The organism is Terriglobia bacterium (genome assembly GCA_020072815.1).
Lineage (GTDB): Bacteria > Acidobacteriota > Terriglobia > Terriglobales > Acidobacteriaceae > Angelobacter.
The window spans coordinates 150525-165924 of sequence record JAIQGE010000004.1 but is presented as its reverse complement, the minus strand read 5'-3'; the positions used below and the strand labels follow the sequence as shown (position 1 = coordinate 165924).

Genomic DNA, 15400 nt, shown 5'->3' with positions numbered 1-15400 from the left:
CCCCCCGCGGGAGCCAGATTTTCCTCCCCGCCAGCTTGACTGGCGGGGACACGCGGGCGCAGCTGTCTAGTTGCTTGAAGAGCATCGTAAAATCCCCTTGCTGTCGAGATAAGCCTCACAGCGCGTCAAATAGCCGGCATCATTCCCGTGCCCGTCAAATTGCAGGACCAGAAACGGTGTGTCGGTCGCGTCGCGCAGAAAATGCTTGATGAAGGAATCCGGGCCGCACTTGAAATTGGTGATGTAAACGACGTGGAGGTTGGGAAAGCTGCGGGCGAACCGTCCGGCGGCCATAATGCGGCGTCCGGAGTGCCAGTACATGTTGGCATGCAGGTCTTCACCGGGTATCTCATCCAGGGGAAGGAAATCCAGCGGCAGGACGTCGACCCCGTAAAGATCGCGCAGCTTGCGCGGGATGTCGCAATTGCTGTTGCGATCGTAGATGTTATAGGCCCTGCCCAGCAGAAGGATCGCAGGTGCGCCGGTCTGCTGCAGGCGCGCACAGGCCTCGTGCCCGGCGTCGACCAGGCGCTGCGCAAAGGCCGCCTGCGCCCGGTAGGCGGCGTCTGTGGCGGCGTCGCTATGCCTTCGGCCCACTCCGAGAGCGGAGAAATACTCCGACAGTTGCCGTTTCACGTGTTCACAGCCCAGCCGGAAGTACACCGTGGGCGCCAGGAACTTGGTGGAGTCCGCACAGAACTCCGGAGCGGCCCGCAGGACGAAGGGCAGCGTCTGGTTCCAGGGACAGAGTTGCGAGGCAGTGGTGGACGAGGGGGCTTCCATGTCCACGACGTTGGGGGACAACACATAATCAACCGGCGGACGCTGGGCGGTCCCGGCCAGCAGTTCCTGCACGTGCCCGTGCGCGATCTGCACAGGGAAGCATTGCTCGGCGACGCTCAATTCGGCGCCGCGCGCGGCAGAATAGCTGTTGGTCGGCCCGGAAACCACCACTTCAAATCCAAGTTCCTCCAGGTAACGCCGCCAGAACGGAAAACGGTCATAAAAGAACATGGCCCGGGGGATGCCCACGCGCCGGCCTTTGCCCGCCAATTTGCGGTTCCCATTCTGGTGGCCTGGCTGGTAGCCATGGAAGAGTTGGCGGTCGCGGAAGGCTAACAAGTCCTCAAGCACCGGCCTGCGCTCGGTGCGCGTGCGCTTGCGGAACTTGTCTGAACACTTGTCTCCCCAGTAAGTCTTTTGCCCTTCAATGGTGATTTCTTTCATGTCACAGTAGTTGGAGCAGGCTTGGCAGACAAACTCGCGGGTGGCAAACTTCGTTTGGTTCAAATCAAATCCGCGGAAGGTCGAAAGGCCGTTGGCTGCCTGGCTTGCGCGGCCGGTGTGGCGCCGCGTGGCAATGACTTCCTGTGCGATCAAGGCCATGCCGATGGCGCCGATGATTCCGTTATGTGGAGGCACAATAATGCGCTTGCCCAGCACCTGGGAAAAAGCGGCAGCAACCGCGTCGTTGTATGCGGTCCCACCCTGGAAATAGATCACGTCGCCGATCTTTCTGCCGCGCACAACACGGTTGAGATAATTGAGCGCCACGGAATAGGCCAGACCGGCCGCCAGATCTTCAACCTTGGCGCCGCGCTGCAGCGCAAAATTGACGTCTCGCTCCATGAACACCGTGCAGCGCTCTCCCAGGAACGCGGGCGCCGTCGAGCCCAGCGCGAGCCGGGCAAATTGGTCCTTGATCTGGATGCCCAGGTGCTCGGCTTGTTCTTCCAGAAACGACCCGGTTCCAGCAGCGCAGGCTTCGTTCATCGCGAAATCCACGACCACACCGTGGTCAATAGAGATGTACTTGGAGTCCTGGCCGCCGATTTCAAAAATCGTATCCACGTCGCCGACGGCGGCCGCTCCAGTGGCGCAGCTCCGTACCAGCTTCTGGTGGACGAAGATGGCGCCAGTCTTGTGTGCGGTGATTTCATCGTTCACGGTATCCGCGCCTACCAACTCGCCAATCAATTCGCGGCCGGAGCCGGTGGTGCCTACGCCGCGAACGTGAATGCGGCCGCCGAAAAGCCCTTCGATTTCCTTCAGCCCCTGGTTGACGACCTCAATGGGCCGGCCGACCGTCCGCAGGTAGATGCCGTGGAGCAATCCTCCGCCTTCATCGAGCACGGCCAAGTTTGTACTCACCGACCCAATGTCAATGCCGAGATAGACCGGAAGCTTCTCCGCGCCTATTTCAGGCAGCGGATCGGTGCGCGAGGCCTCAGAATGCTCGCGCAGGAGCAATACCTGGTCCAGAGAAAGGCGCTCATGGGAAGCTGGGCCGGTGTTCGGGTGGCAAGCGTTCATGTCGCACGGGGAAACCACGCTGCAAGGAGAGTCCACGGTGCAAAGGACTGCTTTCTTTCCGGCCGGCTGCTCCAGTAGAGCAGCGCCAATGGCCCCCATCCAGGCGTAGAGCTCCGTAACGATGATGTCATTCGGGGCCAGCCGGAAAGCCTGAGCCAGGGCCTGCACCACACCGGCGTTCTGCGAGACCCCGCCGATAAACGCCACTGGAGGAATAACCTTCTTGCCTTTCACAATGTTGCTTTTGAAGTTCCGCGCCACGGCTTCGCACAAGCCCTTTAGTACCTCGTCCGTGCGATAGCCTTTCTGCTGGGCATGGATCATGTCAGACTTGGCAAAGACGGAACAGCGTCCCGCGATGCGCGCGCCCGTCCTGGCCTGCAACACGACCGCGCCAATTTCTTCCACGCGATATTGCAGGCGGGCCGCCTGCTGGTCAATAAACGATCCGGTCCCGGCAGCGCACTCAGCGCTGACGGAATAATCCAGGATGCCCCCCTGCGGCCGCAGGGCCGAACTGCTGCCCTCTTCAGCAGAGGCCAGGTCATCCATGAGAATGTACTTTGAACTTTCTCCACCCATCTCAAAGACAGTGCGAGTCTGCGGACACACGGTTGCTATGCCACGGGCGATAGCTTTGAACTCGTTTTCGTAGCTTGCTCCCAGGACCTCCGCTACGCGCCGCCCGCCGGAGCCGGTAATGCAAACGTGGCTGGTCTCAAGGTCAGAAAAGTTGGTGCGGAATTCGTCAAGAAGATCAAGCGCGCTTTGCAGAGGATCGCCCAGGCACCGCCTGTAGTGCGACACGACCAAGGTGGGTGCGTTCGCGCCGGCAATCTGCGGCGTCATGTGGAACGTACTGGCGGAAGAAAGCCGCTGGGACAAGCCTTCCGTCTCGTCTAACTCCAAGGCGGCAGCGAGCTTCACACTGGAGCTGCCCACATCCAGGCCCAATCGCATCTTTCACCCCCGATTAAAGGCCATAGTGCTACTTTGTATGCTGAGCGGCCCAGCAACCGCTGTGACGCGAATCACACTTGTTGGGTGAACAGGACTTTTCCTAGCGTTGTCGTTGGCATGTTCGAAATCGGGCAGGAGCAGGACGGACTTGGCGCTACGGCGTTTTCCTTTTGCATCTGATTTTTGCGAGGCAGAAATGCGGCACGCGCGACGCTAGCAGACAGGTCAGTTTGGCGAAAGAGCAAGCGGAAGCAACTCAACGGCCCACCGAGCCACCTAAGTTTTAAGCATGAGCGAATCATCCCTTGTTTCGATTCTAACTTCAAATTCTGGCAGGGTCCCCAAGGTTTTCCCCAAGGTGACGAATTTGTGATCTCGGGAAAGCGCGCTAACCGCCTGAAAAGATTGGCTCCTCAGGTAGGACTCGAACCTACAACCCTCCGGTTAACAGCCGGATGCTCTGCCATTGAGCTACTGAGGAGTGGGCAAACCTCGTCTGCACGCTGAGGGAAAGTGCAGACCAGTTTTGAAGTTGTCAGACCCAAAGATAGCATGAAAATCAGCTGATTGGAAAGGCCGGAGGTGAACGATCGTAACCGGATTCATGGAGATGATGATCTCCCTCGATGCCCGTGTGGCACCGGCACTCCTGCCGGTGCGATTCCTTCACGATTTCTGAGGCCTCCTGCTCGAATCAGCGCCTATCCGCGCAAATCAGCGGTTGACTTTCTCATCTTATTCATTTGGGCACGCTGCGATCCCGAAGAAGCTCTCTCCAAGCCCACTTCGGGCCGCCCCTGACCGCTCAGGTATAATTTCGTCCAGCATGATCATTGAGAAGAAGTCCGCAGCGCAGATCGCGTTGATGCGGAAAGCAGGTTTAGTGGTCTGGGAAGCGCACCAGGCAGCCGCCTCGCTGGTGAAAGCCGGAACAACTACCGCCGAAATTGACGCCGTCGTGGAAAAAGTCATCCGCGACCACCACGCCGAGCCCCTTTTCAAGGGACACAAGGTGCAGGGCGCGCCTCCGTTTCCGGCGTGCGCGTGCGTGTCCGTGAATGAAGAAATCGTTCACGGCATTCCCGGACCGCGCAAACTCCAAGACGGCGACATTGTCAGCGTGGACATCGGCGTGCGCTACCAAGGCTGGTGCGGCGACGCGGCCGTCACCTGGCCGGTGGGCGAAATCAGCGCAGAGGCGAAAAAGCTGCTGGAGATTTGTGAAGGCACGCTGAGCCTGGCCATTCGAAAGATGAAGGCCAACATCGTCTGGAACAAAGTTGCCCGCGTGATGGAAAGCAACGTTAAGAACGCCGGCTTCGCCGTGGTGGAAGACCTGTGCGGGCACGGCATTGGACAGCAGATGTGGGAGTCACCTCAGGTGCCGAATTATTTTTCTCCCTTTTCCGGCGATTTCAAGCTGCAGGCCGGGATGGTGGTGGCCATTGAGCCCATGGTGGCCGTGGGCACCAAAGCCCTGCGCGTTCTGGACGATCATTGGACCTACGTCACCGCCGACGGCAGCCTTGCGGCACACTTCGAGCACACCATTGCCATCACGGAAGATGGCGTTACCGTGCTGACCTGCGGACCTGATGGGCAAGGCTGGGGAATGGGTTAGCTTTTCCCGAATTCCTGTCTCACCGAGCGACAACGAACAAAATTGATCTGCGCCTCCGGCCGTGCATGCCTTTTCACGAATCAGCTATACTCCTGCGCATGAAAAATTATCTTGAGCGCCGGCAAAAAGCAGCCGCTGCGCAGTGGAACTTGAAAGATGAAGTCGTGGTGATCGGTTCCGGCGACTATATCTTTATCCCCGGCCGGGCCGACCAGACCTACTCCTTCCGCGCGCACTCCGAATATTTTTATCTGACCGACCGCGAACGTCCCGGCGGTGTGCTGGCCTATGATCCGCAGGACGGCTGGATGGATTTTGTTCCCCGCGTCACCCAGGACGAAAAAGTGTGGATCGGTTCCACCGTCGCCGACGAAGGCCTCGCGTTCGAAGACTTCGGACCGTGGATGGAAAAACGCAAGGGCCGTCGCGTCGCCAACCTGGGTTGCCCCATTGCTGGCATCTCGTCGGACGCGGCGCTGGAAGCCGATGTTCGCGAAGGCCTGAATCAAGTCCGGCGACCCAAAGATGAAATTGAATTGGAACGGATGCGCAAGGCCGCCGAAGCTTCGCGCGCGGGATATGAAGCCGTACAACCATTTCTGAAACCGGGCGCCACCGAGCGGCAGGCACAGGTTGAGCTGGAAGCGGCGTTCTTCCGCAATGGCGGCGACCGAACCGCGTATGACTCCATCGTCGGCGGCGGGCCGAACTCGGCGGTGTTTCACTTCTCGCCGTCGCACCGCGCGTTTGGCGCAGGCGAGTTGATTCTGATTGATGCCGGCGCTGAGGTCGGCTGCTACGCTTCAGACGTCACGCGCACCTATGCTGCGTCGGGACGTTTCAGCGCCGAGCAGGCCGACATTTACCAGATCGTGCTGGCCACTGAGGAAGCGGCGGTGAAGAAGTGCGTGGCCGGGACGGAATATAAGAGCATTCATCTGGGCGCATCGCGGCAGATTGCCCAAGGTTTAGTTGATTTTGGTCTGCTCAAAGGCAGCGTGGATTCGCTGCTGGAGCAGGACGCGCAAGCGCTCTTCTTTCCTCACGGCGTTGGACACATGGTTGGTCTGGGCGTGCGCGACGCCGGCGGTTACTTGCCCGGGCGCAAACGCAGTGACACTCCGGGCTTGCGCTTCCTGCGCATAGACCTGATTCTGAAGCCGGGTTACACCGTGACCATTGAGCCGGGTATTTATTTTGTACCGGCGCTGTTGCAGGACCCCGAGCTGCGCAAGCGCCATCGCGACAACGTCAACTGGGACCGCGTAGACAAGATGATGAACTTTGGCGGTATCCGGATTGAAGACAACGTGCACGTCACTGACAAAGGCTACGAAGTTTTCACCGAGAAGATTCCCAAGCACATCTAGGGGCAAAGTCGCATCACTGCTGTCCGCGGGCCATCAGAGTCACCGCCACGAATCCAGCGGCTGCCACCAGCACGATGATCGGCCCTTCGCTCACGGATGCCGGCAGCTTGGTGGAGATGAGCAGGCCGGCCACCACCGCCGCGATGCTGGCCAGCACGGACCGCATGAGAAAACTGTTGATGCCCGTGGCCACTCTGCGTCCCGTGGCGGCGGGAATCATCAGCAACGCGCCGGCCAGCAGCGCGCCCAGGAACTTGAGGCAAACCAGGATCGTCAAGCTGAAGAGCAGGAGAAACTCCAGGCTGATCCGGCTTACGTTGACTCCCGACGCGGCGGCCAAGTCCGGCGAAAACAGCGCCAGCGTGAGACGTTCTTTGCGCGCCAGTACAACGGCCACAATCGCCAGCGCGGCCGTCGATGCAATCAGAAATCCCACCAGATTCAGCGGCTGCAGTTGACCGAACAGGGCTTCTTCCAGTTCTTCCTTGGGTGTGATGAGCGCTCCAGCGGCCAGGGAAGCGGCAAAGACCACGCCGATGGCTGCCTCTGTGGCGATCCCGGTTTTCTTTTCAATGCCCCAGACCAGCAGCGTGCCGATCAGTAAGGTTGACGCCGCGCCCAGCAGCGGGTTGAGCTTGAACACCAGGGCAATGCCGATGCCGGGAAGGGCCAGGTGAGAAACCACGTCGCTGGCCAGGGACATGCGCTTCAGAAGAGCGAATCCGCCGACGAGGCCTGCGGCAATCGCCACCAGAAATGCCGCGGTCATTTCATAGATCTGGCTGGCGGTGAGCTTCATGCGTCGTGCTCCAGGGCGTGCGCGTGAAACTCCACCGGCTGGCGGTACACGCGTTCCAGCACCTCGGGTACCAGCATCTCCGCGGCCGCGCCGAAAGAAGCCGCGGTTGCGCTGAGACAGAGAACGTGCGTAGCGGAGCCGCGCACCAGCGTGAGGTCATGCGACACCAGTACCAGCGTAGTTCCCCGCTGGGTGCGGACGCGATTCAGGAGCTCAGCAAAGTGCTCTTCAGAAGGTTCGTCCAGGCTGGAAGTGGGTTCGTCCACCAGGAGCACGTTGGGTTCGCCGGCCAGCGCAAAAGCGATGAGCACTCGCTGCAACTGGCCGCTGGAAAGCGCCCCCACGCGTTGATCCAGCAGGCCGACTACGCCGGTCCAGTCAACCGCGGCGGCCACTTGCTCCAATGAGAGCCGTTGCACCTTGGCTTTGGCTTGCAGCAACTCGCGCACGGAAAGCGGCAGGTGCGGGTCGGCGGAAACCTTTTGTGGGACGTAACCGATGCGCGTGCCTGATGCCCAGTCAACCTTCCCCGTGTAAGGCAGGAGCCCGAGCAGAGCTTTCAGCAAAACGGATTTGCCGGAGCCGTTCGGCCCAACGATGGCCAAGCTGGCGCCGGCGTCCAGGGAGAAGCTGGCGTTGCGAACAATGGTCCGTTCGCCGATGGCGATCGTCAGGTCTTGAACGGTAAGAACGGGGACAACGGGCTGCGCTGGACGAGGATTCTGTGGCAACGCGGATTTGACGACTGCGCCGGGAAAGCTACTGTTCATAGGTGACGCTCTCCACTCAATAGTCTATTCGCAATCGCTTTGCTCCGGCGTGACTTTGCTCACTCCAGTTTTGTGATCACGCCCGCTCGGGCCGCTGGGAGCAGTAGCCGCGCGTGGTCATCGCCCATGGCGTAAAATGGCCAGCCTTGCCGTCTTCGCGCCAATTCGACCGGATGTGCGTGGTGCTGGTGGCCGCGCGCAATCCTTTGAACATCGGCGCGGCCGCGCGGGCCATCAGCAACTTTGGATTTTCCAGACTGCGCGTCGTGAACCCTTACCAGATCGCTTTTCGCGAGGCGCGTTCGGCGGTTGGCGCAGAAAAAGTATTGGCGGATGCGGCTGAGTACGGCAGCGTGGCGGAAGCGGTGGCCGACTGCGGGCTGGTGGTGGGCACGTCGGCTTTGCAGCATCGCGAACTGCAGCACCCGCTGCGGCCTCTGGAGGACGGAGCGCGAACCATCCGCGAGCAACTGGCCGTCGGACGCGTGGCGCTGCTGTTCGGATCAGAGAAGCGCGGCTTGCGCAACGAAGACTTGAGCCATTGCAACTGGCTCATGCGCATTCCCACCCGCGAGGAACACAGCTCCATGAATCTGGGACAAGCTGTGGCCGTGTGCCTGTTTGAGGTGGCACGCACGGGTTCCTCGGAGCCGCCGCAGCCGGCCGCGATGGCCGCCGCCGGCGACGTGGAACGCTTCACCAACATGCTGCTGGAAGCCCTGCGCGCCAGCGAATACGTGAAGCCCGGAGCAGACGTTTCAACCGAAGAAAAAGTGCGCCGGCTGGTCCGACGACTTAACTTGCAGGCCGATGATGCGGAAGTCTGGCTGGGGATGATGCGAAAAATTCTCAGAAAGTTGCGCGACTGAGGTTTCTATTGCATTCTTCGCGGCCGAAGCCCGCAGTTGTGCTGGGGTCGCGGGCTCCTATCTTTGCGTATTTGTCCCGCATCATTTTTTCTATCAACATTTCTTAGCACCCCCGCGCCCAATGCGTGCATCCAACGCCAGATGGAGGTCAACCATGATTGTTGTTACCGGAGCAACCGGCAATACTGGAAGTGAAGTGGTCAAGCACCTGCTTGCTAAGTCGCAGAAGGTCCGCGCGATTGGCAGGAGCGAAGAACGCCTGCAGCCATTCGCCGCCAACGGCGTAGATCCATTCGTTGCAGACATAACGGATTTTGCTTCGCTAACCAAGGCTTTCAGGGACGCTACCGCCGTCTACCTGATGATTCCACCGAACGTGCAGGCCGAAGATGTGCGTGCGTATCAGAACAGCGTGAACAACGCCCTGGTCACCGCCGTGCAGCAGGCGGGAGTAAAACATGCCGTGGTGCTCAGCAGCATTGGCGCCGACAAGAAAGACAAGACCGGGCCGGTGGTGGGCTTGTATGAACTTGAGCAGAAGCTGAACGCGATTTCCGGGCTCAATGTTCTCCATGTTCGTGCCGGGTACTTCATGGAAAATACCCTGGCCCAGGCCGGGATCATCCACGCCATGGGCAAGACCGCAGGACCGTTGCAGGCCGACCTGAAAGTTCCCATGATCGCCACACGGGACATTGGCGCCGCCGCGGCTGAGGCGCTGATCAGCTGCGACTTCAAAGGCTCGCAAGCGCGCGAGTTGCTGGGACAGCGGGACATCAGCGTGAAAGAGGTCACCTCGATCATCGCCAAGGCCATCAGCAAGCCGGACCTGGATTACATTCAATTGCCCGACGCCCAGCTTCGTCCTGCGCTGCAGCAGATGGGCATGTCCGGCAGCATGGCCGACCTGCTGCTGGAAATGTCAGGCTCTCTCAACTCCGGGTACATGAAGGCCCTGGAGCCGCGCTCCGCCAAGAACACCACGCCAACTTCTTTTGAGACGTTCGTGAAAGAAGAATTCCTGCCGGCTTTTCAAGGGAAATCACGCGCGGCGTAGCCAAAAGACAAGATGAATTTTGCTTTGCCATCCAGGGTTTGTGCCCTGGATGGCAATTGTTTTGTTTTCGGCGCCTTGCGTTTATTGTTATGCCAAACGATGCGACCGTCACCAACCACCACAAAGCACTATGAGCTCAGGCGGGAGCAAGGCTGCGCTGTGATTCGGCTGGCGTCAGCGGATGGGACGAACAGGCTTTCATCGGCGGCGATCATTGCGCTGCATCAGGCCGTCACCGGGCTGTCCGCTGAGGCCGAAAGCGGCAAGCTCAGAGCTCTCATCATCACCGGCAACGATAAATTCTTCTCCGCCGGAGCTGACCTGAACGAAATTGTCCGGCTCAGCGGTCCGCAAGCCTTTGAGTTTTCCCAACCCGGCCAAAGACTCACGCTGGCCGTGGACCGCTTCCCCGTGCCGGTGATCGCCGCGATTGAGGGCTACTGCATGGGCGGCGGCATGGACTTGGCGCTGGCCTGCGACTATCGCATCGCCGCGCCGAACGCTGTCTTTGGCCACCGTGGAGCAAGCCTTGGGCTGATCACCGGATGGGGCGGGACGCAGCGCTTGCCAAGGCTAATCGGCAAGGCACGGGCGCTGCAAATGTTTTTGCTGGCAGAGATGGTGATGGCGGAAGAAGCGTTAAGGATTGGGTTGGTGGATAAGGTGTGTGACGATCCAGCGCAATACGCGCTGCAATCAAATTGAGCGATCAGCCTTGGTTGGAGAACTTTGGCAAACCGCAGTGCACGCACTTTCTTGCCAAGATGCTGAGGTTATACCACCAAGTGGCACTGAACCATTCGCCGCACCTCGGACAGCGAAACAATTGGAGACGGAAACCGTTATATGCGCAGATGGCGAACCATGAGATCCCTAAAGGAGCAAAAACGAACAGGGCTATCTTCGGAAAAATTAGGGAGCAGAGCCAAGAAAGACCAAATATTACTGGTAGGCCGAGCAGCCATATAGAGAAAGTCAAGTTCCTGATCCTTCGATACTCGGTCCAATCTTCTTCGTACAAGCGTTCCGCCTCCACGGCATTCAATATCATTTCGTGCCGACCGAAGTCAATCCGTTGTTCTTGTCACTGGTGACCGCCGGTTTGCTCCCTTTCTTCCCCTCATTTAATCTACTTGGTTTGCCAATCCTCATGCCTGGACACTTCAACAAGATCATCAGCAAGATTGACGCCACCACGGCGCGCTTTGAGAAGAACATGCGCAGCCTGGCGGAGCTGGTGGCCGCTGTCCGCACGGAAGAAGAGCAGATTCGCCAAGGCGGCGGGGCCAAAGCCATTGACGCTCAGCATGCCAAGAGCCGGCTGACCGCACGCGAGCGCATCAACCTGCTGATTGACCGCGACACCACGTTCTTCGAGATTGGCCTGCACGCCGCGTATGAAATGTATGAAGAGTGGGGCGGAGCGCCGTCGGCCGGCGTGGTGACCGGACTGGGACGCATCCACGGCCGGCTGTTCATGGTGATCGTGAACGATGCCACCGTCAAAGCCGGAGCGTTTTTTCCCATGACGGCGAAGAAGGTCATCCGCGCGCAGAACATCGCCATTGAAAACCATATTCCCACCATCTACCTGGTGGATTCGGCGGGCGTGTTCCTGCCTCTGCAGGAAGACGTTTTCCCGGACACCGACGATTTTGGCCGCGTCTTCCGCAACAACGCCGTGATGTCGGCGATGGGCATTCCCCAGATCACGGCCATCATGGGCATGTGCGTGGCCGGCGGCGCCTACCTGCCGGTGATGTGTGACACCATATTAATGACCGAAGGCAGCGGGCTGTTTCTGGCCGGCCCAGCGCTGGTGCAGGCGGCCATCGGCGCAAAGTATTCCGCGGAGGAGTTGGGCGGCGCGCAGATGCACGCCCAGATTGCCGGAACCATTGACTATCGCGAACCCAACGACCACTTGTGCCTGGAACGCATACGCTCCGTCGTCAGCAAGCTGGGGCACAAGCCCACCGCGCCGTTTGACCGCGTCAAGGCCGAGCCCGCGGCCTACGCGGCGGAAGAAATCTACGGAATTTTCGAGTCCGATGCATCAAAGCCTTATGACGTGAAAGAGATCATCGCCCGCATCGTGGACGGCGGCAAATTCGACGAATATAAATCCGAATACGGCAAAACGGTGGTCTGCGGGCTGGCGCGCATGGGCGGGTTTGCCGTGGGCATCGTGGCCAACCAGGCGCTGACCATGCAGCAGACCGACCCGCACTCAGGTGAAAAGCACCTCGAAGTCGGGCGCGTCATCTATACAGAGTCCGCCGACAAAGCCGCGCGTTTCATCATGGATTGCAACCAGAACCTGGTGCCGCTGGTCTTTCTGCATGACGTGAACGGCTTCATGGTGGGTCGTGACGCCGAGTGGAGCGGCATCATCAAGGCCGGAGCCAAGATGGTGAACGCTGTATCCAATTCCGTGGTGCCCAAGATCACCGTAATCATGGGCGGATCATTTGGCGCCGGACACTACGCCATGTGCGGCAAGGCCTATGATCCGCGCTTCCTCTTCGCCTGGCCCACGGCGCGGTACGCGGTGATGAGCGGCGCGGCGGCGGCGGGGACGCTGGTAGAGATCAAAATCAAACAGCTCGAACGCGGCGGCAAGAAGTTGAGCGACGCAGAACGAAAAGAGCTGTTCGACACCACCAAAGCCACCTACGACAGCCAAACCGGCCCGCGCTACGGCGCCGCCCGGCTGTGGATTGACAAGATCATTGATCCCATGGAGACCCGCGACGCAATCATCACCGCGCTGGAAGCCGCTGCGCTGAATCCGGAAGTGAAGGAGTTTAAGGTTGGGGTTTTGCAGACGTGACTCGTGGGTGAGACAGATTGCTCACCACGGAGGCACGGAGACACGGAGGAGAGCAGAAAGGGGCTTAGAAAGAGTCATGTCCGAACCAGCCATTACTCCCTCGAAACTGCGCTACGAGGAGTTGACCGAGAAAATACTTGGGGCGGCGATTGAGGTCCATAGGATCCTCGGCCCCGGCTTGATGGAATCGGCGTACGAAGAATGCCTATGCCATGAACTCAACCTTCATGGCCTTCGGTTTGAACGCCAACTGACCGTACCGGTTTCATACAAAGGCGTGAATCTTGATTGTGGGTACAAGCTCGATCTGCTGATTGAGAACACCGTGATTCTAGAGTTGAAGTGTGTAGAGCGCATAACCTCTATTCACGAGGCCCAGCTGCTTACTTATATGAAGCTCTTGAATAAGCCAGTCGGATTCATTGTTAACTTCAATGTTGCAGTCATGAGGGCTGGTATTTGTCCGGAAGGTTTTGTGACCCTGTTTTCCTCCGTGTCTCCGTGCCTCCGTGGTGAACAAGATGTTTGTGTCTCCCTGGTAGGTGTCTGCTGATGGCGAATGAAGTCAAAATCATCGAGTGCCCGCGCGATGCCTGGCAAGGCCTCAAGGGCCAGATTCCCACGGACTTGAAGGTCCAATATCTGCGCGCGCTGATTGGCGCCGGGTTCAAGCACATTGACGCCGTTTCTTTTGTCTCGCCCAAGGCGGTGCCGCAGATGGCGGATTCGGAAGAGGTGCTCAAGAAGCTCGATCCGCCGGATGACGTAGAGATCATCGGCATTGTAGTGAACCAGAAAGGCGCCGAGCGGGCGATCGCTACTGAAGCTGTGCAGACGCTGGGCTTTCCCTATTCGGTGTCGCCCACGTTCTTGCAGCGCAACCAGAACCAGAACCTGGAAGATGCCATTGATGAGCTGGAGCAGATCAAACTGAAAGCTGACGCCGCGGGACTGGACGTGGTGGCGTACATCTCCATGGCTTTTGGCAATCCGTATGGCGATCTGTGGAATGCGGAAGAAGTGATTGAGGCCGTGGGCATCCTGGCTGACATGGACATCCACCAGATCTCTCTCGCCGACACGGTTGGCCTGGCCACGCCGCAGCAGGTGAGGGAACTGGTGTCCGCGGTAATCAAAGCGCATGATCACTTGGAGATCGGCGCGCACCTGCACAGCACGCGCGCCGGAGCAGCGGAAAAAGTCCTGGCTGCTTACGACGCAGGCTGCCGGCGCTTTGATTCCGCCATCGGCGGGCTCGGTGGATGTCCGTTTGCGCAAGATGAAATGATCGGCAACATTCCCACGGAGATCGCGGTGCAAGCTCTCAAGGAGCGTGGCGCACAACTCGCGCTGAAGAAGCCGCTGGATGCGGTGATTACAATGTCGGCGGACATTGCGAAGAAATTCACGACAGTGATGTAAACGCGCGGGACGAATACCTACCACGGAGACACGGAGGCACGGAGGAAAACGAAAAGGGGGCAGGAACGGCAAGGCATGGAACCTGAAGACTCCAAACTAACGGAATTTCCGAGTGAAGCAGGCACGCTTCGATACAAGGATCTCACCAGACAGATCATCGGGGCGGCAATTGAGGTGCATAAAGCGATTGGCCCTGGGCTGTTAGAGTCTGTATATGAGGAATGTCTCTGTCACGAATTAGGACTGCGCGGGCTCCGTTTTGAGCGCCAAGTAGAGGTTCCGGTGATCTACAAGGGAGTAAAGCTGGAATCAGGCCACCGTCTTGATTTGGTTGTCGAAGGCACGGTCATTTTGGAAATTAAAAGTGTTGATCGCCATCATCCGATTTTTGAGGCGCAACTTTTGACATACATGCGCCTTTTGCAAAAGCCCGTGGGTTTGGTACTCAACTTCAATGTGCCTATCTTGAGAACAGGAATCGTGAGGCGGGTTTTATGATATCTGCGTTTCTCCGTGCCTCCGTGTCTCCGTGGTAGGTGTTGTGATGACATCAAAAGGAACCAAATTGTCCTACAAAACCGTTCTCTATTCCGAATCCGCCGGCATCGCGACCATCACCCTAAACCGTCCGGACAAGCGCAATGCCATCAGCTATGAATTGATTGCCGACGTGACGGCTGCGCTCAAGGAAGCCGCGGATTCGCAAGCGCTGGTGGTGATCATGACCGGCGCGGGCAGCGCGTTCTGCGCCGGCATGGACCTGGAAAACCTCAAGCAGCTTCTCGGGCGCACGCCGGAGCAGAACCTGAAAGATTCGCAGACCATGGCCGGCTTGTTCCGTTCACTCTACGATTGCCCAAAACCGACCATCGCTGCTGTGAACGGGCCGGCCATCGCCGGCGGCACCGGACTTGCCGCGTCGTGCGACTTCACGCTGGCCGTGCCGGAAGCCAAGTTCGGATACACCGAAGTCCGCATCGGCTTTGTGCCGGGGATTGTGTCGAGTTACCTGGTGGCCATCGTCGGCGAAAAGCGGGCGCGCGACCTGCTGCTCACCGGACGCGTGTTCGGAGCGGAAGAAGCCTACCGTCTGGGCTTGGTCAGTGAAATCGTTCCATCTGATCAGCTCATGGCGCGCGCACACGCGCTGGCGGCCGAGCTGATGCTGAACAGCCCGAATTCTCTGCGCGCCACCAAAGCGCTGCTCAGCCGGTACACCAAAGCCCAGCTTGACCAGCAACTGGAGTGGGCCATTGCGGAGAATGCCGCCGTTCGCCAGACACCGGACTTCAAAGAAGGCATCACTTCATTCCTGGAAAAGCGGAAACCCAGGTGGTCAAGCAAGTGACCACGAACGGGCAGAACGAAATCAGCGGCGAAACCAAG

13 protein-coding genes and 1 tRNA gene are annotated in these 15400 nt (G+C 59.1%); 10 read left to right on the top strand and 4 right to left on the bottom strand.

Going from position 1 to position 15400, the window contains the following annotated elements:
• Positions 1-66 precede the first annotated feature (66 nt).
• Both LAO20_07085 and LAO20_07080 read right to left on the bottom strand, forming a co-directional pair.
• Entirely contained in the window at positions 67-3273 is a 3207-nt protein-coding gene (locus LAO20_07085) for an acyl-CoA dehydratase activase (GenBank protein ID MBZ5531177.1), read from the bottom strand.
• A gap of 406 nt (positions 3274-3679) precedes the next feature.
• A tRNA-Asn gene (locus LAO20_07080) sits at positions 3680-3754 on the bottom strand.
• Positions 3755-4099: 345 nt separating this feature from the next.
• Here LAO20_07080 and map point away from each other — a divergent pair.
• A complete protein-coding gene (gene map, locus LAO20_07075) occupies positions 4100-4894 on the top strand; it encodes a type I methionyl aminopeptidase (GenBank protein ID MBZ5531176.1) in 795 nt (264 codons plus the stop codon).
• Between the two features lie 98 nt (positions 4895-4992).
• Complete coding sequence (locus LAO20_07070; GenBank protein ID MBZ5531175.1) at positions 4993-6264, top strand: aminopeptidase P family protein; 1272 nt, start codon at positions 4993-4995, stop codon at positions 6262-6264.
• Between the two features lie 13 nt (positions 6265-6277).
• On the opposite strand, the gene LAO20_07065 is transcribed toward LAO20_07070, so the two are convergent.
• Complete coding sequence (locus LAO20_07065) at positions 6278-7063, bottom strand: metal ABC transporter permease (protein ID MBZ5531174.1); 786 nt, start codon at positions 7061-7063, stop codon at positions 6278-6280.
• Positions 7060-7833 carry an ATP-binding cassette domain-containing protein gene (locus LAO20_07060; protein MBZ5531173.1) on the bottom strand — a complete coding sequence of 258 codons (774 nt, stop codon included), beginning with the start codon at positions 7831-7833 and terminating at the stop codon, positions 7060-7062. The genes LAO20_07065 and LAO20_07060 overlap by 4 nt, the downstream gene beginning before the upstream one ends.
• A gap of 173 nt (positions 7834-8006) precedes the next feature.
• Here LAO20_07060 and LAO20_07055 point away from each other — a divergent pair, with 173 nt between their 5' ends.
• From LAO20_07055 to LAO20_07020, 8 genes are all read left to right on the top strand, one after another.
• Positions 8007-8702 (top strand): RNA methyltransferase, encoded by a 696-nt coding sequence (locus LAO20_07055; protein ID MBZ5531172.1) that lies wholly within the window; start codon positions 8007-8009, stop codon positions 8700-8702.
• 154 nt (positions 8703-8856) lie between these two features.
• Complete coding sequence (locus LAO20_07050; GenBank protein ID MBZ5531171.1) at positions 8857-9759, top strand: NmrA family NAD(P)-binding protein; 903 nt, start codon at positions 8857-8859, stop codon at positions 9757-9759.
• Between the two features lie 159 nt (positions 9760-9918).
• Positions 9919-10464, top strand: a complete 546-nt coding sequence (locus LAO20_07045) for an enoyl-CoA hydratase/isomerase family protein (protein ID MBZ5531170.1) — start codon at positions 9919-9921, stop codon at positions 10462-10464.
• Between the two features lie 445 nt (positions 10465-10909).
• Complete coding sequence (locus LAO20_07040) at positions 10910-12592, top strand: acyl-CoA carboxylase subunit beta (GenBank protein ID MBZ5531169.1); 1683 nt, start codon at positions 10910-10912, stop codon at positions 12590-12592.
• A 76-nt stretch (positions 12593-12668) separates the two neighbouring features.
• The gene (locus tag LAO20_07035; GenBank protein ID MBZ5531168.1) at positions 12669-13145 is read left to right on the top strand and encodes a GxxExxY protein; all 477 of its coding nucleotides are present in this window, start codon (positions 12669-12671) and stop codon (positions 13143-13145) included.
• Entirely contained in the window at positions 13145-14014 is an 870-nt protein-coding gene (locus tag LAO20_07030; GenBank protein MBZ5531167.1) for a hydroxymethylglutaryl-CoA lyase, read from the top strand. The genes LAO20_07035 and LAO20_07030 overlap by 1 nt, the downstream gene beginning before the upstream one ends.
• Positions 14015-14089: 75 nt before the next feature.
• Entirely contained in the window at positions 14090-14512 is a 423-nt protein-coding gene (locus tag LAO20_07025; protein ID MBZ5531166.1) for a GxxExxY protein, read from the top strand.
• A 46-nt stretch (positions 14513-14558) separates the two neighbouring features.
• Entirely contained in the window at positions 14559-15362 is an 804-nt protein-coding gene (locus LAO20_07020; protein MBZ5531165.1) for an enoyl-CoA hydratase/isomerase family protein, read from the top strand.
• The last annotated feature ends 38 nt before the right edge of the window (positions 15363-15400 follow it).